The organism is Mariniflexile sp. (assembly GCF_052728615.1).
This window is the reverse complement of sequence record NZ_JBFVFE010000023.1, coordinates 1-19,378: the sequence shown is the minus strand read 5'-3', so window position 1 is coordinate 19,378 and position 19,378 is coordinate 1. Positions and strand designations below refer to the sequence as shown.

Below are 19,378 nucleotides of genomic sequence, written 5' to 3'. Positions count from 1 at the left end.
TATGTATAGCAAAAATTAGAAAAATGAAAACAACAAAATACACATTAGTAGCATTAGTGATTTTTCTAGTCATTTGCTGTAAAACTGAAAAGTCTAAAACCATAACTCCATTAGCATCATTTGCTGATTCAGTATTGCAAGCAAGTATTGATAGTATACAAATTGCTGGCGCAGCAATTTTGGCTCATCAAAATGGGAAAACCATTCTAAAAAAATTATACGGTTATGTTAGTTTGGAACTATCTACACCCATGCCGAGTGATAGTGTTTTCGAAATCACCTACTTTCAATATACTAACCGTTAAAAATTCCTAACAAATTAAAAACATATGAGACATTTTATTTTCAGTTTATTTCTTTTAGCAGTCCTTTCCGCGCAAGCGCAATGGTCTAACCGATATCCATTAGTTGACGGTTTCGGTCATCATGTTTATTTAGAAGGGTACGAATTACCTGTTTTAAATGGGGGGCCTACGGATGCTGCGCCATCCCCATCAAATGATGCCGTTGTTTTTTCAGCAAAAGGCTGGTTGTGGGTCATGGATCTCAATACATCAGCAGCTAAAAGGATTACTTTTTCCTCTGATATGGATTTCAGGCCCAATTGGTCTCCTGATGGCAGTAAAATTGCTTTTGTTCGTGATAATACCCTAAATACACAGATAGTTCTAATAGATTTAACCACTAATGAGGAAACTATTCTGGTGAATTCCGATGCTTTAGATCTGGATCCGATCTTTTCACAGGATGGTAAATTTATCTACTATTCTTCGGCAAAAAATGGGTCATTCGATCTTTGGAAATTAGATCTCTCAACACTTGAAAGCACCATTTTAACTGATGATGATAGCCTTGAGCGCCTTCCTGTGCCTACAAACCAAGGAGATTATGTGGTTTTTCTTCATAAATATGGTTTCTCCTATGACGCCATAAAATTGTTAGATATAGCCAAAGGCACTTCATCATTTTTAGTAGAAGAAAACTTTGTATCTCAGGCCGCTTTTACCTTGGCGCCAGACAACAAAACCTTGGCCTATACTTGGGCTAATGGTGATGATTACGAGCTTCACTTGCTTAATATCTTCATTCCTAAAAGTAAAATGTTACTTACCAAAAGTAATGGCCTGCCTCTATCTCCCAAATTTAGCTATGATGGTGCCTGGGTCTATTATACGGAAAACAACAAAAATGAGACCTCAGAATTAGAAAGAATCTCAGTATATGGTGGTTCACCGGAAGTACTAACCGTAAAAAAATGGGATTGGGGCAAAGCAACCGGAACACTAAAAATCACCAGCCGTGTTGATGGAAAAATTGAAGCGGTTAGAATGAGTATTATTGATCAAAATGGACATCCCATTATTCCAACATCAGGCGCTATACATTCAGAAGGGCAAAATGGAATTGTATTCTTTTATTCTCCCGGTGAAATTGAAATAGAAGCCCTTATTGGGAACCTTACTATTACTGCGGTACATGGTTTTTCTACACTTAAAACTGTTCAGGAGATTAAGCTAGAATCGGGTGCGAATACAACTGAAATGAATCTGAACCGAATTTGGAATGCCAAGCAAAATGGGTGGTATTCAGGTGACAATCATTTCCATTTAAATTATGGGGGTTCCAATCGGTTAGACCCTGAAGATATCCGTATAGACCTTAAAGCTGAAGAAATAGATATTGCTTTTCCTTTGTTGGCAAATCTTGGCAATAGATTTCTTGAAGAAGACCTTTTAGGTTGGGAAAATAATAGCCTGCCCATCATATCTTTTGGTCAGGAGGTACGGTCGCATTTCTTAGGACATTTGAATTTGATTGGAACCAAGGAATTATACTGGCCTTGGGTTTGGGGACCCTATTATGATATTTATGAAGCAGATGATAGGCTTAACGCAGAACCGCTGCGGTTTGCCCACGAAAAAGGCGGACTTGGAGGATATGTTCATCCTGTTGAAGTAAGAGATCCCTTTAAAGAAGGAAATGCCCGCGGCATCCCTATTTCCTTGACGGCAGATGTGGTTTTGGGTGAAGTGGATATTTTAGAAGTAGGTTGTCTTTGGACGGATGAAATTGGCACAGCGGCCTTATGGCATGAGTTTCTTAACCTGGGCATCCCTATTGCGCTATCCGCTGGTAGTGATGTAATGAATGACCTGTATAGAACCATGGCAATTGGGGCAACCAGAGTATATGTAAACCCCGAGGGAGAATTTTCCCAAGAAAGTTATTTAGAAGCACTTAAAAAAGGGAAAAGTTTTGTGAGCAATGGGCCTCAGATTTTATTTTCAGTTGATGATAAGGAAGTGGGTGATGTCATTAAATCGAATAAAAAGAAAGCCAAATGGAAGCTAACAGTGCACTCACCTGTTCCCTATGACCAAGCGGAAATTTTTGTGAACGGAAAAGTGGTTTGGAGCCAAAAAAGCAAGAAAGGAACAAGCGAGACCTATACTGGCACGATCGTAATACCTGAAGGTGGGTGGATTACAGCTCGGGTTTCTGGTACCAAATCAGAATGGCCCATGATGGATAGTTTCATATTTGCCGAGAGCTCTCCGCTATGGTTTAATGAAATAGGGAGTACTATGCAAAGTAGTAAAGTGAATGCTGCGGAAAAACTGCTCGAGATTCTAAAAGTATCAGAACAAAGTTTGAACAAAGGTTATGGAGAAAACAAAATCCCCAATTTGGAGGCTCATTTCTCAAAAGCAAAGGAAAAGTTGGTTGCAATTATAAGTGGAGGAAAGCAATAGTTTGATTTTAGACGTTAGAAAAACCTGAAACAAGAGACAAGAGACAAGAACAATAAAATCCTAAAACTTGAAAAAACGAGAATATGAAAAAAACAAAATACATCACCTTATCAATACTGATTTTTCTAGTCATAAGCTGTAAAAATGAAAAGACTACGGATGCAGATTTAGTATCAGAAAAATTTTACATACCTGCGGAATGGGAACCACAAGACGCGGTTTGGCTTGGGTGGGAACCTGATAGTACATTAGGCTTCTACCCGGTAGTTACCAAAATGATCAAAACTTTGACGCCAAAAGTAATGGTAAAAATGGCATTCAACTCTGATAGCTTGATGCAAACCGCCAAAAATTACCTCATTCGTAATAAAGTAGATACTACCAATATAAAATTCTATACAATGCCTGGAGGTCGCTATTGGATCAGGGACCATGGCGCAGCTTTTTTAGTCAATGATAAAGGTGAACTTGGAGTGGCCGATTTTGGCTGGAACCATTATGGATATCCTGTATTTTTAAAGGAAAAATACAACGGTAATACAGACAGTATTAACAAATACCTTAACCGAAGGCTACCGTCAATGCAGAGAACAGGAAAAGTAGACAGCCTAATGGCCAATATTGAAGGTGCTAAAATACTTAAAACCGATATTGTAAATGAGGGTGGTAATATTGAGGTAAACGGAAAAGGAACGCTTATCGTTTGTGAATCAGCCGTAAAACACAGAAATCCTGACTTAACAAAAGACTATATTGAAAGTGAATTCAAAAGAGTTTTGGGCGTTTCAAAAGTGATTTGGCTAAAACAAGGATTGGCAGACGATCCAAATGGTTTTTTCAGACGCATCACAGGCAATTATGTTGGTGGTGGTGTGCAACACTCCGATGAATTTGTGCGGTTTTCAAATGCAAATACTATTTTATTGGCTTGGGTTGATGAATCAGAAAAAGATTTGAATCCTGTCAATAAAATGAATTATGACCGCCTTAATGAAAGTTTCAAAATATTAAAAAATGCGACAGACCAAGATGGCAAACCGTTCACTATTATAAAAGTTCCGTTACCCGATTTAATCACAAAAAAAATCACTGCTAGAAAGGAATATTCTGAAGAATTCTATTTTGACCTTCCTTCCAACAGTTTTTATATGTCTGAAGCACCAAAAATTGGCGATACGTTACTCCGTGTTCCCGCTTCAAGTTATCTCAATTATCTGGTTACCAACGGCGTTGTATTGGCCTCCAGTTACGTTGCCGAAGGTTCTTCAAAAGAAAAAGAAGACCGCGTACGGAAGATTTTTGAAACCCAGTTCCCAGATAGAAAAATAGTGTTCATCAACGCCATGCCACAAAACTGGGATGGTGGTGGTATTCACTGTTCCACACAACAGCAACCGAGTAAAAAATAAGACAATGAAAAACAAAATAACGTATTTGATAGCCATTTTATTTCTATGTGCGATGTCTATCCAAGCACAAACAGGGAAATCTAAAGATACGTTACCACCGAAAATTTTTGTGGTACTTGACATTACTGTCAATGACACAATTATGTACGAACAGTACAGAATAAAAGTGGAACCAATAATAAAAAAATATGGCGGAACATATTTAGTTCGTTCAGGGGGAATGGCTTTTGACAAGGCCCCTGATAAAAAAGTTATTCCTGGCGAAGGAAATTGGAATCCGAACAGATTGATAATTTTGGAATGGAACTCCATGGAGGCACTTCAAAAATTCTTAAACTCTGAAGAATACTTAAAAGTGGCTGAATTAAGAAAAAAATCAGCTTCGACCAAATCGGTAATAGTCAAAGAAAATTTGACAGATTGAATTAAATTCCAATGATAAAGATGTTGGAAGCAAATCTTTTTTACAAGCTATGTTTCCCATGCACAAAACAGTTGGAGTTGGTAAAAATTGACAAGAAAATTAAACTTATTTAAAAATGAAACGAATTGAGGAAATAGATGCTTTAAGGGGTTTTGCCTTATTCGGCATTATAATGACACACATGTTCGAAGGTTATTTGGCAAGCTTCACACCGCCTCAATATGCTGGTTTCAATATTTTATTTCCAATAGATACCTTTTCCAGGATCGTTGTTCAAAACTTATTTGTAGGTAAATTCTATGCGATTTTCTCTATGCTTTTCGGCCTAAGTTTTTATTTGATATTAGACCGAAAAAAGGGTTTTGGACCGCACAAGTTTGCATGGCGTTTGGTGCTGCTTTTCCTTATTGGATATATCCATCATATCCATTACCGCGGGGATTTTTTAACTGTTTATGCGGTTTTTGGTATGGCTTTAATTCCATTTAGAAAAATGTCAACAAAGCTCATCTTGGTCGTTGGCTTATTCTTTGCAATCAATGGCCCAACTATTTTAATCAAAACCATTGCACTAATTCAGCCAGCGGTTCAGGCAAGCGTACCCACTTCAATGCATCCAAACCCTGTAGAACTGGCCATGAGCTATTATGATTTGATACTGAATGGGGAGTACAAAAAATTACTTGTTTCAAATAGTACCATCGGGTTTATCAACAAGTACAACTACCTAAAATTTAGCGGAAGGCTTTGGGTAGTTCCGGGTTTATTTCTTTTGGGACTTTGGGTAGGACGAAAAAAATGGCACGAGAACCTGGATAAAATTCCACTTCTCAAATTGATTGCTGTATCTGCCTTGATCGGGATTCCATTAATGTTAATTAATTTCTATGTTTCAACACCATCCAATTCTGAACTGCTGCGTTATTTCGGTGCCATTACTAAAGATCTCACTAACATTTTTATTCCGCTGCTTTATATCGGTTTGGTGCTTCTGCTTTATAAATCTGTAAGCACACAAAAAATTGTAAAACAATTGATTCCGGTAGGTAAAATGGGGCTTACCACCTATGTGTTGCAATCTGCTTTTGGTATTTTCATTTTTTACGGTTATGGATTAGGCTTATTGCTCAAATTATCAGGAACAGCAGCCTTGGGACTTGGATTGTTATTCTTTCTAGTACAAATACTTTTTAGCAAATGGTGGTTTAATAAATATAAGTTCGGTCCATTAGAGTGGCTCTGGCGAAGCGGAACAAATAGGACTTGGCAATCGATTAAAATATCGAAAGCCAATAATAATGTTAATGAATTACCAGTGGATTGAACAACTAAAGGGCCGCTAACAATTTTGCACAAAAAATTTCGGATCAAGTACTCAAATAAAATAATAAACATAAAAACAACCAGCGAGGAAATCTTTCTTTAAAAAATGGAAAAAATGAAAACCAAAACAACCTTATTAAGCGTACTCACTTTTGTATCCATCACAACCGTATTTGCCCAAAATGAATCCAGTCAAAAAAACGGTACTGTTTACAATAGTCATAAAAACATCGATACCGAATATAAAATGATAAAGCGATAGAGCAAAACGACTTCGATACCGCTTTTGGTTACTATAGGGATGACGCCACGTTTGCAAGTGTAAATGATGAGCCGGGAACTGTTTTTTCAAAAGAGCAAGCAGAAAAATACAGAAAATTGTTCCACCAGCAGTTTAAAATTGTAAGTATGGTCATGCAACGTCCTTCTCTTTATTTGAAATACAATAAGGACACTCGTGAAGTATATTCTTGGTGGGTATTTCATTTAATCCGTCAATCCGACCAGAAAGAGATATCAATGCCGATACATTTCATCGATACTTTTGATGAAAAAGGAAAGATAATATCTGAATTCGCATATTACAGCGACCAATTGGCTTATGGAAATTAATATATGCTCACAAAACTACAGCAGCACCTGTTATAGTAAACAATAAATTTAAAAAATTATGGACTTACAACTAAAAGGAAAAACCGCAATAATAACCGGAGCGAGTAAAGGCATAGGAAGAAGCATTGCACTGAAACTTGCAGCCGAAGGTGTGAATGTAGCAATTTGTGCTCGCGGTGAAGAAGCACTTCGAGCTACTGAAAAGGAACTCATTAAAAAAGGTGTAAAAGTTTTTGCGCAATGTTGTGATATTGGCGACAGCAAAGCATTAGAGGCTTTTCTTGATGCTGCCAAAACCAAATTTGGAAAAATTGATATTTTGGTCAATAACGTCTCCGCTTTAAGTCTCGGTGATGACTATAAAGACTGGGAGGCATCCATTAACATTGATTTATTGGGTAGCGTAAAAGCCACCAGAAAGGTTATTCCTTGGATGATGGAAGCCGGAAATGGAATTATTTTATTCATTTCATCCGTTTCCGGACTTGAAGCAGGTTCGCCGCCGGCTTATGCAGCTGCCAAGGCAGCACTTATCAGTTATTCAAAAACCTTGGCAGCACAATTGGCTCCAAAAAACATTCGAGTAAACACCATTGCCCCAGGTTCAGTGGAATTTAAAGGTGGACTTTGGGAAATGGCCAAAACCCATGATCGCCCCTTTTATGATAAAATGCTGGGCACCATTCCGTCAGGAAGAATGGGCACACCCGATGAAATAGGCAATGTTGCTGCATTTTTGGTTTCGCCAGCTGCCAGTTGGGTTACGGGAACCTGCATAGCCGTTGATGGCGGACAACACAAATCGAATTTATAACAACCCATAAGACAAGCCAAATATTTAAAAAATCAAACTAAAATCAAAAATGGAAACAACAAACAACGCATTTTCTGCCCTAAAACTCTCTGACAGAATCCAATCACTTGACATCATGCGAGGCATCGTGTTGCTCGGTATTTTATTAATGAACATTAACGGCATGGGACTTGCAGGCGCCTATGAAGACCCTACGGTTAGTGGTGGTTCAACGTGTTGGAATTTAGCTACATGGATAACGACCAACATGCTTTTTGAAGGCACCATGAGGGCATTGTTTTCGCTCTTATTTGGCGTTGGTATGTTTATTCTTCTGGACCGACTCGAAAAAAAAGGAGCAGGCATAGAAGCTGCAAACATCTATTTCAGACGACTGACTTGGTTATTGGTTTTCGGTTTGATCCATGGCTATTTGTTGTTGTGGACGGGCGAAATTTTATACAACTATGCATTAATGGGTTTTTTGGTATATTCTTTCAGAAAAATGTCGCCGAAAAAGTTAATGTTCATCATACTAATTTTGTTTTCAATAGGTTCCCTATGGGGCTATTATGATTATAAAAATGACAAAAAATTTGTAGAACAAGCCGAACTCGCACAAAGCTACAAGTCTATGGGAAAACCTTTATCAAAAGAACTTAAAGACGCTGATGAAAAATGGCAAAACAGAATATGGGAAAGGTCTCCGGAAGCTATTGCCGAATATAATGCCAATATGCGTCAAGACTATTTTAGTGTGGTTTCATTTCTTGCTCCAATTAATCAGCATGAAAATGAACACTTCCCATATAGATATGACCTGTGGGACGTTTTAAGTATGATGCTTTTAGGTATTGCTCTTTTTAAATTAAACATCCTTTCAGCAGAAAAATCGTATAAGTTTTATGGCATATTGGTCGTTTTGGGCTATGGCATAGGTTTAAGTGTTAACTATTATGAAACACAACTCATTATAAATAGCAACTTTTCTTTGCTAGGGTTTTCAAAATCACATATAACCTATGAATTAGGAAGAACGCCAGTAGCCATGGGGCATGTTGGGCTCATCATGTTATTTAGTAAACTGCCTATTTTAAACTGGTTAAAGAAGAGTCTTTCAGCCGTGGGCAAAATGGCATTGACCAACTATGTCATGCATTCCGTATTTGCCCTATTTATTTTTACAGGTGCCGGTTTCGGGTTGTTTGGGACACTACAAAGATATGAACTTTTGTATGTTGTATTTTCTATATGGCTATTCCAAATGATCATAAGCCCAATTTGGTTGAAGTATTATCAATTTGGACCCTTGGAATGGATATGGAGAAACCTTAGCTATCAGAAAAAACATCCGTTTAGAAAATAATTGACTGGATAATGAAAAAAATACTTAACATGCTATTTATATGATACCCGTTTACTGCATTTTGTCAATAAATAAGTTTTCGGAGTGGATCATTAACAAAAAATGAATAAAAAAATGAAAAATCAATCTTTAACAATTAAAACAACCATTTATATTTTACTTGGCTGCACTATTTTTATTTCCTGCAATAAAAACCCTGAACCCTACACTGTAGAACAACTTTCACAAATCCAAAGAAATCTTGCACCTAAATTCATTCCTAACAGTGAAGATATTCTTTATATAAATGATGCTTCGGGAAATTTGGAATTATGGCAATTATCCAAATCCGGAGAACCGCGACAAATAACCAAATTGAAACAAAAAATCAGCGATTTACAAATTGCCCCAGATGGTTCTTTTGCTGTATTTGCAGTGGATTATGGCGGCGATGAACGCTTTGATATGTATAAATATGATATTAAAAGTGGAGAAATAACAAATTTGACGAACATGCCTAAAATGGCTGAAAAAGGATATAGCATATCCTCTGATGGAACTAAAATTACTATGGAAATCGATTCTGAAATTCCGTTTAGGCCACAAATTTTTATTTATGATATAAGTACAGCCGAATTTCAACAAATCAACAAAAGCAATATTCGGGTGCTTCATCCAATATGGTCTAAAAACGGAAAGAAAATCACAGCACTAATAACGAGTGATGATCAAAGTGGTGACTTATTGCTTTTTGATTTGGAAAATAAAAAAACGGACACTATAAAACCCGCTGATAAAAACAACATCTTCAGACCCATCACTTTTTCTCCTGATGATAAAAATATTTTATGTCTTACAAAAAACGACAAAGGTTTTGACCAACTCACTTTAATCGATGCCACAAGCTATGAAGTTAAAAGTTTTGGTCCTGGCGATTGGGATGTTATGGAAGCGGTTTGGAATAAAAATTCTGGTATCTATTTTACAAAAAATGTAAGTGGGAAAACAGGTATTTATCACATGCAAAATCCACAATCCAAAGTTGAGGAAGTTTTACCTCCAAGCGGAAACATTTCGGGAATAAACATACATGAGGAAGGAACAAAAATGTTGTTTTCAAAACAAGATGCAACGCACCCAGAAGCCATTTATTTGCTTGATTTAAAAACAAATGAAATTCAACAACTTACTAATTCACTTCCCCCTGATATTCAACCTGCGAGATTAAGTGCAGCAGAATCCTTTAAAATTCAAAGTTTCGATAACACAACAATTGAAGGATTTCTATATAAACCAAAAGGTGTTTCAGAAAAATTGCTGCCAGCCGTAGTAATAGTCCATGGTGGTCCATCAATGCAAGACCAAGACATATTTGATACCATGACACAGTCATTGACCCAAGCCGGATTTGTGGTTTTCAATATAAATTATCGGGGTTCTGTTGGTTACGGAAAAGTATTTGAAGATATGAACAACAGGGATTGGGGCGGTGGCGACCTAAAAGATATTAGAGCCGTACTGGAACATTTTATAAAACAGGGCTTAATTGATAAAAACAAAATAGGCGTTACAGGTGGCAGTTATGGCGGTTATATGACTTATATCGCAGTGACAAAAGACCCTGATTTGTATGCTGCCGCTGCTCCTGCTTATGGTATGGTTGATCTTATTGCCGATTATAATTTTGGCAAAGACCGATGGGGTTTGTGGTATGAGGGAGAAATGGGAAATCCCACGACAGACTCACTACTTTTTGTAGATCGCTCACCCATAAATTTTATAAGTAAAATTAAAGTGCCGATACTCGTTTTTCAAGGAGCAAATGATAATAATGTCCCAAAATGGTCCAGCGATATGATTGTCGATAGTTTAAAATCCAATCACAAACCCGTCGAATATATTGTTTACCCTAACGAAGGACATGGTTTTTACAGACGAACAAACAGGATTGATTGGATACAACGAACGATTGATTTTTTTAAACAAAACCTGATGGATAAAAAGTAAAATCTATTTTAATTAATGAACAGATATTTTCATTCAAAAGAAATACAAATTGTAAAAAGCAACATTTTTTAAACAAATTCCAAAATGAAAAAACTAAACCAAACCACACTTCTATGTATCATTTTGATACATCTATTTTCAATGCAGCTTTTGGCCCAAAAACCAAGAGCAAGAGATTTGGGAGTTCCATTTATTGGTACATCAGGAGAATTCAATGCGATTACGGATGTTAAAGGAGTTGAAGTAGGATATAGCACTATAATTTCTGGAGAAGGAGAAAATATTTTTGGCAAAGGGCCTACAAGAACTGGAGTTACTGCAATATTTCCGAGAGGAAAAGCCAAAAAATTCAGTCCTGTTTATGCCAATTGGTACAGTCTTAATGGAAATGGAGAAATGACAGGTACAACTTGGGTTACCGAATCTGGATTTTTAGAAACACCGATTATGATAACCAATACCAATAGTGTTGGAGTTGTTCGAGACGCCGTATTGAAGTGGTATGTAGATACGGATTGGTATAGCGGCGAAGATTGGTGGTACACCTATCCAGTAGTGGCTGAAACTTATGATGGTTTCCTTAATGACATATATGGTTTTCACGTCAAAGAAGAAAATGTATTGGAAGCCATAAAAAATTCGTCGGGCGGAAAGATTGCAGAAGGCAATGTTGGTGGCGGAACTGGAATGATGTGTTTGGGCTTTAAAGGCGGAACAGGAACCTCTTCAAGAGTATTTAAAATTAAAGATTCAACCTATACCGTTGGAGCCATTGTTCAATCTAATTTTGGAGCCAAAAGAAACTTATCAATCGCTGGTGTTCCGGTCGGAATTGAATTAAAAGACACTTTAAATTACGAGTTTAATGCGCCACCAAAATCAAGGAGACAAGAAGGAGATGGTTCAATTATAGTAATTATAGCAACAGACGTACCGCTTTTGCCTCATCAATTAAAAAGAATCGCTCAAAGAATTCCTTTAGGAGTTGGTATTGTAGGCGGCCGGGGAAGTAACGGCTCTGGAGATATTTTTTTAGCTTTCTCAACTGCAAATGAAAATGCCTTTAATCGAGATGAAACCACAACCGTTGAATCAATGTCGAATGACCAATTAATGCCTGTTTTTGAAGCAACCGTTCAAGCAGTTGAGGAAGCGATTATCAATGCAATGGTCGCAGCTGAAACTATGGTGGGAATTAACGGAAATACAGCCTATGCTTTACCACACGATTTACTGATTGAAACCCTGAAAAAATACAATCGGATAAAATGATGGTTTCGTTGAACCCACTCATTATGCTTTTTCTAAATCAATAAACAAATTCCAAAATGAAAAAACTAAAACAAACCACACTTCTATGTATCATTTTGATAAATCTATTTTCAATGCTGGCTTTCGCACAAGCACCCATCATTTACGATGTCGTGCTTTCTGGCGGAAGTGTTATGGACCCAGAAACAAAATTGGATGCCATCAAAAATGTGGGTATTATCAATAATCGGATTGTACAAATTTCCAAATTAAATAGATAACAGAAAAAAACCATTAACCAAAACATCATGGAAAACATAATCGATTTTATTAATTCAATTGACGGCAATTACATTATCGTTTTTTTGATCGCCTTATTTTACAGTCTTGAATACCTACTTGGCACCCCTTTCAAATTTGATAGGCGCTTACATCACTTTTTCAACAATTTCCTTTTCATGATTGCCTTTTTCTTCGCCAACCTTGCTTTTGCCATTGTTCAAGTGGGCATCATTTCGTGGTCGTCCGTAAATCATATAGGTCTCTTGTATTGGATTGAAATACCACTGTGGCTCAAAGTCATTATTGGCGTCATGTTTCTAGATCTTACTTCGTATTGGTTCCATCGTCTGGCCCATAGGTCACCGCTGTTATGGCGATTACACCGTGTGCACCACAGTGACACCACAATGGATACCTCGACATTTTTTCGGGGGCACCCCTTGGAAGTTTTGATATTTGGCACTTCGAGTGTTGTGGCGAGCCTTATTTTTGGTCTTGACCTGTCCATTTTAGGGGTCTATTTCATTGTGATCTTGCCTTTCCTGATAGCGCAACATTCCAACATTCAATTACCGGATTGGACAGATAAAATTTTTGGCAAAGTGTTCATAACACCAAACATCCACAAAGTGCACCATGAACAGGACCAATTTTATACGGATTCGAATTTTGCCGATATTTTTATTTTTTGGGACAAATTATTCGGAACCTATAAACATCTACCGGTAAAAAACATTTGTTATGGATTAAAGGAATTTGATACTGATAAAAAACAAACGTTTTGGTATTTGCTTATAAGTCCATTTATAAAAATTGACCGCAATATGAATGACAAGCCCTAACAAAATGCTTGGAAAAAACTATTGGGAAAATAAGCAACAGTATTGAAAGAAGTTATCTGGCACGTATGGATCTTTTAAAATAAAATAGTCAAAAAATGAAAACAACAAAATTTTTGAGATTGGCAACCTTGTCATTTGCATTGGTAGTTATTTGCATCAGCTGTAAAGAACAAGCAAAAACGGAACATTCAGAATTGACGCCTCAAGAAAAAGAACAAGCCAAAAAAGAAATCTCTTCACGCATCGACGGCATTGTCCAAGGTGCAAAGAATCTCAATATCGATGAAGCCATGAAAGCCTATTCAAATTCGGATGATTTTATGCTCATCAATCCTGATGGTTCATCGTATAACTATCAGGAAATGAAAACGGTAAACTCGGAAGCCTTCGAACAACTGCGTTCCCTTGAATTTTCGACCGTCAAAAAAGAGTATCGGTTTTTAGCAAAAGACCTGGTGCTCTGTACTTGGTTCGGAAAAAACAAAATGGAATTCAAAACAGGTGATAAACTGAAAACCGAATCGTATGTGGGAAGCATGCTTTTCAAAAAAGAAAATGAGGTATGGTCAATCATATATGCCCATGAATCAAACTCAACACCTATACAATTATAATCTAAAACAATAAATATAAACACATGAAAACAACACACACATTAATTTTAGCCATCGCTTTTTTAAGCATCACAACAGTTTTTGCCCAAAAAAGCAACATTGAAAAAGACCTGAAAATGTACGAACAGGTTTGGGACAACATCGTTAACAAAGGACAGATTGACCTCATCAACGATAAAAATTTCGACCCGAACGTCGTACAGATCAACGCTACCGGAAATATTGTTGGCATTGCAGATTTTAAGGCCTATTACAAAACCTTCATGGTTGGATTTTCTGATGTGAAATTCACTGTAAAAGATGTGTTTGGGCAAGGCAACAAAATCGTCAAGCATTGGAACTTTACGGGGAAACACACAGGCGATTTCTTCGGCATTCCACCCACAGGAAACGTGGTGGATATCGACGGCGTCACATTAGTTCTAATGAAAGATGGACGTATAGCCCAAGAGCAGGATTTCATAGATAATTCAGTCATGATGCAACAGTTGGGATTGACTTCAAACCCAGAAAACGTCAGCATTATTGATGGTTTGTACAACGCATTCGCCACAGGAGATATTCCTACCGTTCTCGGCATGATGGATCCAAAAATCGTGTGGAACGAAGCCGAAAGCAATTCACTTGCTGTTGGCAATCCATACATAGGTCCAGATGCCGTTCTAAATGGTGTTTTCGTTCGTCTTGGTGCGATGTATGATGGTTTTAAATTGAAGAATATCGAACTTCACGAAATGAACAATAACCAAGTGCTTGCCACCTTGCGTTATGACGCTACCGTAAAAGCAACAGGTAAAAAAATTGACGCACAAGTCGCGCATCTTTGGACGCTTAAAGATGGCAAAATAACAGCATTTCAGCAATATGTTGATACCAAGAAATTGGCTGATGCAGAGAAAAAATAAAATAATCATAAGCCAGCTTTATAAATGAAGTTGACTTTTAAACTAAACACAAACAAAATGAAAAGACTTTCTATTCTATTACTAACGATGATTAGTGTTGGATTAGTGACTTTAGGTTGCAACAACACTACCGCTTCTAAAGATGCTGGCGAAAATACTGACAGTGCTATTATTGCTGATGCCAATGATTCCGAAGTTTTAGAGAAAGAACTTGATGCTGCATTTTCCAAAATGTTTGAAAATACAACGTTCACAAACGCAACGGACTATTTTAAGACAGATGTTTCCGATGACTACTTTACGATTAATGCAGATGGCGTAACACAAAATAAGGATGAGCTCCTTGCAGATACGGATAGACTAAAGATGCTTGAAAAGGCAAGCTTTAAATTCTACGACCAAAAAACAAGAATTTATGGCAATGTTGGCATTCTTAACGGACGGTCCCAAGCGTTTTTTGACGGCACCTATGTTGCAGAATTTTTATACACTGCCATTTTTGTCAAGGACAACGGCACCTGGAAATACACAAGTTGGCAAGGTACATGGTCAAAAGACACACCTCCACCAGCCGTTCTTATGGAAAAGGATTAAAAAACGGGGTAAGCCGAAAACCGACTAGAGTAGGCATAATAAAATAAATATAACAGACATGAAAAAAACAATCGTAGGAAGACACAAAGTAGGAAACTTTGATGTATGGCTTAAAGGCCATCAAGACCGAGTGGAACTATTTGCTCCCGCAGTATCTAGCTTCAGGACTTTTCAAGATACAAACGACCCGAACTCCGTTGTTGTAGTTTTTGAAGATGCAGATGTGGAAATGCTTGGAGCTATTATCAATGACCCAAAGAACCAGGCAATAAAAGACAAACACACCGTGCTGGAACCGGTTATATTATCGATGCAGGTAGCTTAGTAAAATGAGATCTTCTATTCTTGGCCGCACCACTAACGAACCTTTTCTTAGGGCATCGGGAGAGGTGCGGCCAAGAATAAGATTTCGACCATGCGGCATCGCAATGAACACTAAATAAAGAATGTTAACACTGGGCTTAAGAATATGAGAACAGTATTAATTACAGGAACAAGCAAAGGCATTGGTAGTATAAGTCGGTTGAGCCGGATTTTGGATTGAACGCAAGATAGGCACAAAGAAAATGGCAGAAGGTCATATAAAATTAAATTTTCAATAAAAACGGAGCAAGCCGAAAACCGATTGGCGTATTTCCAATTTGTAATAAACAAAATTAATTAAATCCAAAACAATATGAAAACAGTACTCATCACAGGAACAAGTAAAGGCATTGGCCTTGAAACAGCATTGGTATTCGGTCGCGCAGGCTATAAAGTATTTGCCACGATGCGCAATCCAGACAAAGCATCGGATTTCAAGCAAACCATTAAAAACGAATCCTTGGACATTTCCATCCTTAAAATGGATGTCGATTCCGACGCTTCGGTAAAACAATGTATGGACACCATCATTCAAAAACATGGTTCGGTGGATGTTCTGGTCAACAACGCTGGGATAGAACGCCATGGATCCATTGAAGAATTGACAATGAAAGATTTTAAGGATGTTATGGAAACCAACTATTTTGGTGTGCTTCGTTGCACCAAGGCATTTTTACCTTTAATGCGTAAAAATCAAAAGGGATGTATTGTCAACCTTGCCTCTGTTTCTGGTCATATTTCTAGCGGTCCATTGGGCGCTTATGCGGCAAGTAAATTTGCACTTGAAGCTTTTAGCGAAGCCTTGGCAGGTGAAGTAAAACCCTTTAACATCCGTGTAGCAATCGTGGAACCTGGCATCATCAATACACAAATGGCAAATGATATTTCAGTAGATGAAAAATCAATTTATCCACATTCCAAACGTTTGGCAGGCCTTTTTTCAGCATCGCTCCAAACACCAACACCACCAACACTTGTGGCTGAAAAGATTTTGGAAATAGCGGAAAGCAATTCTTGGAAATTAAGACACCCCGTTGGCCCAGATGCAGAACCATTTATTGCATGGAGAGCTTCTATGACCGATGAACAATGGGTGGATTGGAATGCTACAAACGATGACGATTGGTACGAAGCCGTGCAAAATACATTTGGATTGGATGCGAGGTAGATGCCAAGAAAGATACAGAAGTGATGGAAAACTAAATTTTCAACTAAAACGGAGCAAGCCGAAAACCGTATAGAGTAGGCATTAACAATTTAAATTAAAAAAACGGTGACAGTAATCATGCAACACGAAGTAAAAGACTTCGCGCAATGGAAAGTAGTTTATGATGCAGATGGACCCAATCGTGCTAAAGCCGGTATTAAGCAATTAGGGCTTTATAGATCAGTTAAAAACGCAAATGACGTAACGATGATTTTTGAAGCTCCAGGGCCTGATGTTTTGGAGGCTTACACCAGCGACCCCCGCCTTCAGGAAAAAATGAAGAATGCGGGCGTTACTAGCGTTCCAAATTCAAGTGTACTTAAAAAAGTATAACAATTATATCACAGCCAGTCTTCCATGTGGGAAAAATGGCTGTGATTTATAATATTTAAGTGCAATGAGATTAAAACTTTAAACAAGTTCACTAAAAAAAGCAATATGAAAAATACATTAATGATTTTAACAGTTGTTTTTACGATGGCCACAAACACATTTGGACAAACAACTTCAGTCAAAAGCGAGGTTCTCAAAAATGAAATCATTGCTTTGGAAAAAGCAGGCTGGGACGCTTGGAAAAATAAAAATGCCGAATGGTTTCAAACAAACACTTCGGAAGAATTTTTATCCATCAATTCCGAGGGCATCAGCAATAAATCACAAGTCATTGCATCCATAACCGATTGCGATGTAAAAAGTGTGTCGATAGACAATTTTGGGTTTGTTGTGATAGAAAAAAACGTCGTGCTTTTAACCTATATCGCCACTCAAGATGGCAATTGTGGCAACACCAGACTTGCTCCCAAAGTGAGGGCATCGGTCAATTATGTGAAAAAAAGGGGCAAATGGCTGGAAGCTTTTTATATGGAAACGCCAATTAAAGATTGAGATTATAGAATGAAACCAGCCACCATTGAACACAGGACCTATTTGATTTAATATAAACCATAAAACACAACTAAAATGAAACAAATTTCTAAAATTCTTCTGGCAATTATACTTGCAGGTTTTTTGACCACTGCTTGCAACAACAATACTGCGGCAGCCAAAAAAAGCGATACAGAGACTGCCGATGTTTTTGATATCAATGAAGTGAAAAAAATAATCCAGGATAACAACAATGCCTTTATGAACGCCCATATAACACGGGATACTGCCACACTAAATGGCATGTTCACAAGGGATGCTAGAGTTTTTCCACCCAATTCTGAAGTAATAAAAGATCAAGCTACCATCAAAGCCATAAATATGGAATGGGTGAATTATGACATTAAAGAAGCCCGCGAGGAAAGTACAGCGACCTATGGGAATGAAGACTACGTGATAGACGAAGGCACTTATTATATGAGCTTTGGTGCAGATTACATAGTTGATAAAGGAAAATATATGAACGTTTGGAAAAAGGAAGATGGCAAATGGAAAATGTTCAGGAATATGTGGAATACGAGTTTGCCAGCTAAAACAGAATAAATCAATAATTAAAATAAGATTCCTTATGAAAACCATGAAAAACAAAGTCGCATTGATCACAGGCGCAAGCAGCGGCATCGGGAAATCGACCGCAGAAGCCTTTGCCGCCAAAGGTGCAAACGTCGTAGTCGCAGCACGACGAAAAGAGGAACTGCATAGCTTGGTCGCTTCGATTGAAGCAAATGGCGGAAAAGCCTCTGCTATCCAAACAGATGTTTCCGATTCAAAAAATGTGGAGCAAATGGTTGCCCACACCATTAAGACCTTCGGTCGCTTGGATTACGCCGTAAATAGTGCAGGCATTGAAGGCGTCCCTGGAAGCGTCATCGACTTACCAGAAGACGATTGGGACAAGGTCATGGACATTAACCTTAAAGGCACCTTTCTATGCATGAAATATCAAGCCAAGGCAATGGTTACATCTGGCAATGGTGGTGCGATTGTCAATGTTGGTTCCATCAATTCATTTCTTGGGTTTGGTTATGGTTCGGCTTATGTCACATCAAAACATGGCCTTATAGGATTAACAAGCTGTGCCTCGGCAGAATTGGCACCACAAGGTATTAGGGTCAACCTTTTATGCCCTGGTATTACGGACACACCAATGCATCACAGAGCCAGAACGTTTCTTGGTGATGACATTTATGACAAAGAGATTATACCCAAAATTCATCTACAACGAGCAGGGCTTCCAGAGGAAATGGCTCGTACGATTCTATTTCTATGTTCAGATGAATCGAGCTATATAAGTGGTTCGACGCTTACGGTTGATGGTGGATTTACGTTGACGATATAGAATTTAGAAACCAATGAATCTAATCGAATAAAGCTCTATCAGTTTCAGATTAATTGTAGGGTAAAATAAATCAAAAACCCGCATCCTTTAGACCCAAAAAAATGGGACTGTCGGATGCGAAGCACATGGTGGCAATTACAAATTTTAAAATATCAAAAAATGAATTCCCCGACTAAACAACAAACAACTAAAAAACAAACAACATTGATAAAACTCTTTCGAAACATCCGTAAAAACCTTCCCAATGGCGAGCCTCCGTAACTTTGGCAAAGGGAGAAGGCAAGACAACAAGGTATATCAAATACGCCATTGGCGAAATTTTAAAATGTCCCGTTAGGGACAATATATCGGTAGAAAAAATTAAAAATGACGTACAGCGTGCCGTTAGGTA

Annotated in this window: 22 protein-coding genes; all 22 read left to right on the top strand. The window is 37.8% G+C overall.

The window, feature by feature from the left end; all coding sequences use genetic code 11:
- Window positions 1-23 precede the first annotated feature (23 nt).
- The 22 genes from ACU1LP_RS10290 (at window position 24) to ACU1LP_RS10185 (ending at window position 18,987) form a co-directional block, all read left to right on the top strand.
- Complete coding sequence (locus tag ACU1LP_RS10290; RefSeq protein ID WP_445732337.1) at window positions 24-305, top strand: hypothetical protein; 282 nt, start codon at window positions 24-26, stop codon at window positions 303-305.
- Between the two features lie 24 nt (window positions 306-329).
- Window positions 330-2,753 (top strand): CehA/McbA family metallohydrolase, encoded by a 2,424-nt coding sequence (locus ACU1LP_RS10285; RefSeq protein ID WP_445734228.1) that lies wholly within the window; start codon window positions 330-332, stop codon window positions 2,751-2,753.
- A gap of 83 nt (window positions 2,754-2,836) precedes the next feature.
- On the top strand, window positions 2,837-4,162 hold the full coding sequence (locus ACU1LP_RS10280; RefSeq protein WP_445734229.1) for an agmatine deiminase family protein: 1,326 nt from the start codon (window positions 2,837-2,839) through the stop codon (window positions 4,160-4,162).
- A gap of 4 nt (window positions 4,163-4,166) precedes the next feature.
- Window positions 4,167-4,586: a DUF1330 domain-containing protein gene (locus ACU1LP_RS10275; protein ID WP_445732502.1), complete on the top strand. Its 420-nt coding sequence runs from the start codon at window positions 4,167-4,169 to the stop codon at window positions 4,584-4,586.
- Window positions 4,587-4,701: 115 nt separating this feature from the next.
- A complete protein-coding gene (locus ACU1LP_RS10270) occupies window positions 4,702-5,910 on the top strand; it encodes a DUF418 domain-containing protein (protein WP_445736203.1) in 1,209 nt (402 codons plus the stop codon).
- Window positions 5,911-6,024: 114 nt separating this feature from the next.
- Window positions 6,025-6,171, top strand: a complete 147-nt coding sequence (locus ACU1LP_RS10265) for a hypothetical protein (protein ID WP_445732500.1) — start codon at window positions 6,025-6,027, stop codon at window positions 6,169-6,171.
- 152 nt (window positions 6,172-6,323) lie between these two features.
- Window positions 6,324-6,521 carry a hypothetical protein gene (locus ACU1LP_RS10260; RefSeq protein WP_445735044.1) on the top strand — a complete coding sequence of 66 codons (198 nt, stop codon included), beginning with the start codon at window positions 6,324-6,326 and terminating at the stop codon, window positions 6,519-6,521.
- Between the two features lie 58 nt (window positions 6,522-6,579).
- Window positions 6,580-7,335, top strand: a complete 756-nt coding sequence (locus tag ACU1LP_RS10255; protein ID WP_445736202.1) for an SDR family NAD(P)-dependent oxidoreductase — start codon at window positions 6,580-6,582, stop codon at window positions 7,333-7,335.
- Between the two features lie 49 nt (window positions 7,336-7,384).
- A complete protein-coding gene (locus ACU1LP_RS10250; RefSeq protein ID WP_445734130.1) occupies window positions 7,385-8,680 on the top strand; it encodes a DUF418 domain-containing protein in 1,296 nt (431 codons plus the stop codon).
- A 114-nt stretch (window positions 8,681-8,794) separates the two neighbouring features.
- On the top strand, window positions 8,795-10,666 hold the full coding sequence (locus tag ACU1LP_RS10245) for a prolyl oligopeptidase family serine peptidase (protein WP_445734129.1): 1,872 nt from the start codon (window positions 8,795-8,797) through the stop codon (window positions 10,664-10,666).
- Between the two features lie 84 nt (window positions 10,667-10,750).
- On the top strand, window positions 10,751-11,938 hold the full coding sequence (locus ACU1LP_RS10240) for a DmpA family aminopeptidase (protein ID WP_445736201.1): 1,188 nt from the start codon (window positions 10,751-10,753) through the stop codon (window positions 11,936-11,938).
- Between the two features lie 56 nt (window positions 11,939-11,994).
- Window positions 11,995-12,198 (top strand): hypothetical protein, encoded by a 204-nt coding sequence (locus tag ACU1LP_RS10235; RefSeq protein ID WP_445734127.1) that lies wholly within the window; start codon window positions 11,995-11,997, stop codon window positions 12,196-12,198.
- A gap of 27 nt (window positions 12,199-12,225) precedes the next feature.
- Window positions 12,226-13,041, top strand: a complete 816-nt coding sequence (locus ACU1LP_RS10230; protein ID WP_445734126.1) for a sterol desaturase family protein — start codon at window positions 12,226-12,228, stop codon at window positions 13,039-13,041.
- 95 nt (window positions 13,042-13,136) lie between these two features.
- Window positions 13,137-13,655, top strand: coding sequence for a nuclear transport factor 2 family protein (locus tag ACU1LP_RS10225; RefSeq protein WP_445734125.1), 519 nt, complete (start codon window positions 13,137-13,139; stop codon window positions 13,653-13,655).
- 23 nt (window positions 13,656-13,678) lie between these two features.
- A complete protein-coding gene (locus ACU1LP_RS10220; protein WP_445734124.1) occupies window positions 13,679-14,560 on the top strand; it encodes an ester cyclase in 882 nt (293 codons plus the stop codon).
- 57 nt (window positions 14,561-14,617) lie between these two features.
- The gene (locus ACU1LP_RS10215; protein WP_445734123.1) at window positions 14,618-15,154 is read left to right on the top strand and encodes a nuclear transport factor 2 family protein; all 537 of its coding nucleotides are present in this window, start codon (window positions 14,618-14,620) and stop codon (window positions 15,152-15,154) included.
- 58 nt (window positions 15,155-15,212) lie between these two features.
- The gene (locus tag ACU1LP_RS10210; RefSeq protein ID WP_445732547.1) at window positions 15,213-15,479 is read left to right on the top strand and encodes a hypothetical protein; all 267 of its coding nucleotides are present in this window, start codon (window positions 15,213-15,215) and stop codon (window positions 15,477-15,479) included.
- A gap of 351 nt (window positions 15,480-15,830) precedes the next feature.
- Window positions 15,831-16,685, top strand: coding sequence for an SDR family oxidoreductase (locus tag ACU1LP_RS10205; protein ID WP_445736200.1), 855 nt, complete (start codon window positions 15,831-15,833; stop codon window positions 16,683-16,685).
- 117 nt (window positions 16,686-16,802) lie between these two features.
- Window positions 16,803-17,057: a hypothetical protein gene (locus ACU1LP_RS10200; RefSeq protein ID WP_445736199.1), complete on the top strand. Its 255-nt coding sequence runs from the start codon at window positions 16,803-16,805 to the stop codon at window positions 17,055-17,057.
- A 105-nt stretch (window positions 17,058-17,162) separates the two neighbouring features.
- Window positions 17,163-17,609, top strand: a complete 447-nt coding sequence (locus tag ACU1LP_RS10195; protein WP_445736198.1) for a nuclear transport factor 2 family protein — start codon at window positions 17,163-17,165, stop codon at window positions 17,607-17,609.
- A 75-nt stretch (window positions 17,610-17,684) separates the two neighbouring features.
- On the top strand, window positions 17,685-18,191 hold the full coding sequence (locus ACU1LP_RS10190) for a nuclear transport factor 2 family protein (RefSeq protein WP_445736197.1): 507 nt from the start codon (window positions 17,685-17,687) through the stop codon (window positions 18,189-18,191).
- A 25-nt stretch (window positions 18,192-18,216) separates the two neighbouring features.
- The gene (locus ACU1LP_RS10185) at window positions 18,217-18,987 is read left to right on the top strand and encodes an SDR family NAD(P)-dependent oxidoreductase (RefSeq protein ID WP_445732542.1); all 771 of its coding nucleotides are present in this window, start codon (window positions 18,217-18,219) and stop codon (window positions 18,985-18,987) included.
- Window positions 18,988-19,378: the final 391 nt, after the last annotated feature.

Coding starts and splice junctions, on each gene's coding strand:
- ACU1LP_RS10290 (WP_445732337.1), top strand. CDS start 24: ATGAAAACAACAAAATACACATTAGTAGCATTAGTGATTTTTCTAGTC.
- ACU1LP_RS10285 (WP_445734228.1), top strand. CDS start 330: ATGAGACATTTTATTTTCAGTTTATTTCTTTTAGCAGTCCTTTCCGCG.
- ACU1LP_RS10280 (WP_445734229.1), top strand. CDS start 2,837: ATGAAAAAAACAAAATACATCACCTTATCAATACTGATTTTTCTAGTC.
- ACU1LP_RS10275 (WP_445732502.1), top strand. CDS start 4,167: ATGAAAAACAAAATAACGTATTTGATAGCCATTTTATTTCTATGTGCG.
- ACU1LP_RS10270 (WP_445736203.1), top strand. CDS start 4,702: ATGAAACGAATTGAGGAAATAGATGCTTTAAGGGGTTTTGCCTTATTC.
- ACU1LP_RS10265 (WP_445732500.1), top strand. CDS start 6,025: ATGAAAACCAAAACAACCTTATTAAGCGTACTCACTTTTGTATCCATC.
- ACU1LP_RS10260 (WP_445735044.1), top strand. CDS start 6,324: ATGCAACGTCCTTCTCTTTATTTGAAATACAATAAGGACACTCGTGAA.
- ACU1LP_RS10255 (WP_445736202.1), top strand. CDS start 6,580: ATGGACTTACAACTAAAAGGAAAAACCGCAATAATAACCGGAGCGAGT.
- ACU1LP_RS10250 (WP_445734130.1), top strand. CDS start 7,385: ATGGAAACAACAAACAACGCATTTTCTGCCCTAAAACTCTCTGACAGA.
- ACU1LP_RS10245 (WP_445734129.1), top strand. CDS start 8,795: ATGAAAAATCAATCTTTAACAATTAAAACAACCATTTATATTTTACTT.
- ACU1LP_RS10240 (WP_445736201.1), top strand. CDS start 10,751: ATGAAAAAACTAAACCAAACCACACTTCTATGTATCATTTTGATACAT.
- ACU1LP_RS10235 (WP_445734127.1), top strand. CDS start 11,995: ATGAAAAAACTAAAACAAACCACACTTCTATGTATCATTTTGATAAAT.
- ACU1LP_RS10230 (WP_445734126.1), top strand. CDS start 12,226: ATGGAAAACATAATCGATTTTATTAATTCAATTGACGGCAATTACATT.
- ACU1LP_RS10225 (WP_445734125.1), top strand. CDS start 13,137: ATGAAAACAACAAAATTTTTGAGATTGGCAACCTTGTCATTTGCATTG.
- ACU1LP_RS10220 (WP_445734124.1), top strand. CDS start 13,679: ATGAAAACAACACACACATTAATTTTAGCCATCGCTTTTTTAAGCATC.
- ACU1LP_RS10215 (WP_445734123.1), top strand. CDS start 14,618: ATGAAAAGACTTTCTATTCTATTACTAACGATGATTAGTGTTGGATTA.
- ACU1LP_RS10210 (WP_445732547.1), top strand. CDS start 15,213: ATGAAAAAAACAATCGTAGGAAGACACAAAGTAGGAAACTTTGATGTA.
- ACU1LP_RS10205 (WP_445736200.1), top strand. CDS start 15,831: ATGAAAACAGTACTCATCACAGGAACAAGTAAAGGCATTGGCCTTGAA.
- ACU1LP_RS10200 (WP_445736199.1), top strand. CDS start 16,803: ATGCAACACGAAGTAAAAGACTTCGCGCAATGGAAAGTAGTTTATGAT.
- ACU1LP_RS10195 (WP_445736198.1), top strand. CDS start 17,163: ATGAAAAATACATTAATGATTTTAACAGTTGTTTTTACGATGGCCACA.
- ACU1LP_RS10190 (WP_445736197.1), top strand. CDS start 17,685: ATGAAACAAATTTCTAAAATTCTTCTGGCAATTATACTTGCAGGTTTT.
- ACU1LP_RS10185 (WP_445732542.1), top strand. CDS start 18,217: ATGAAAACCATGAAAAACAAAGTCGCATTGATCACAGGCGCAAGCAGC.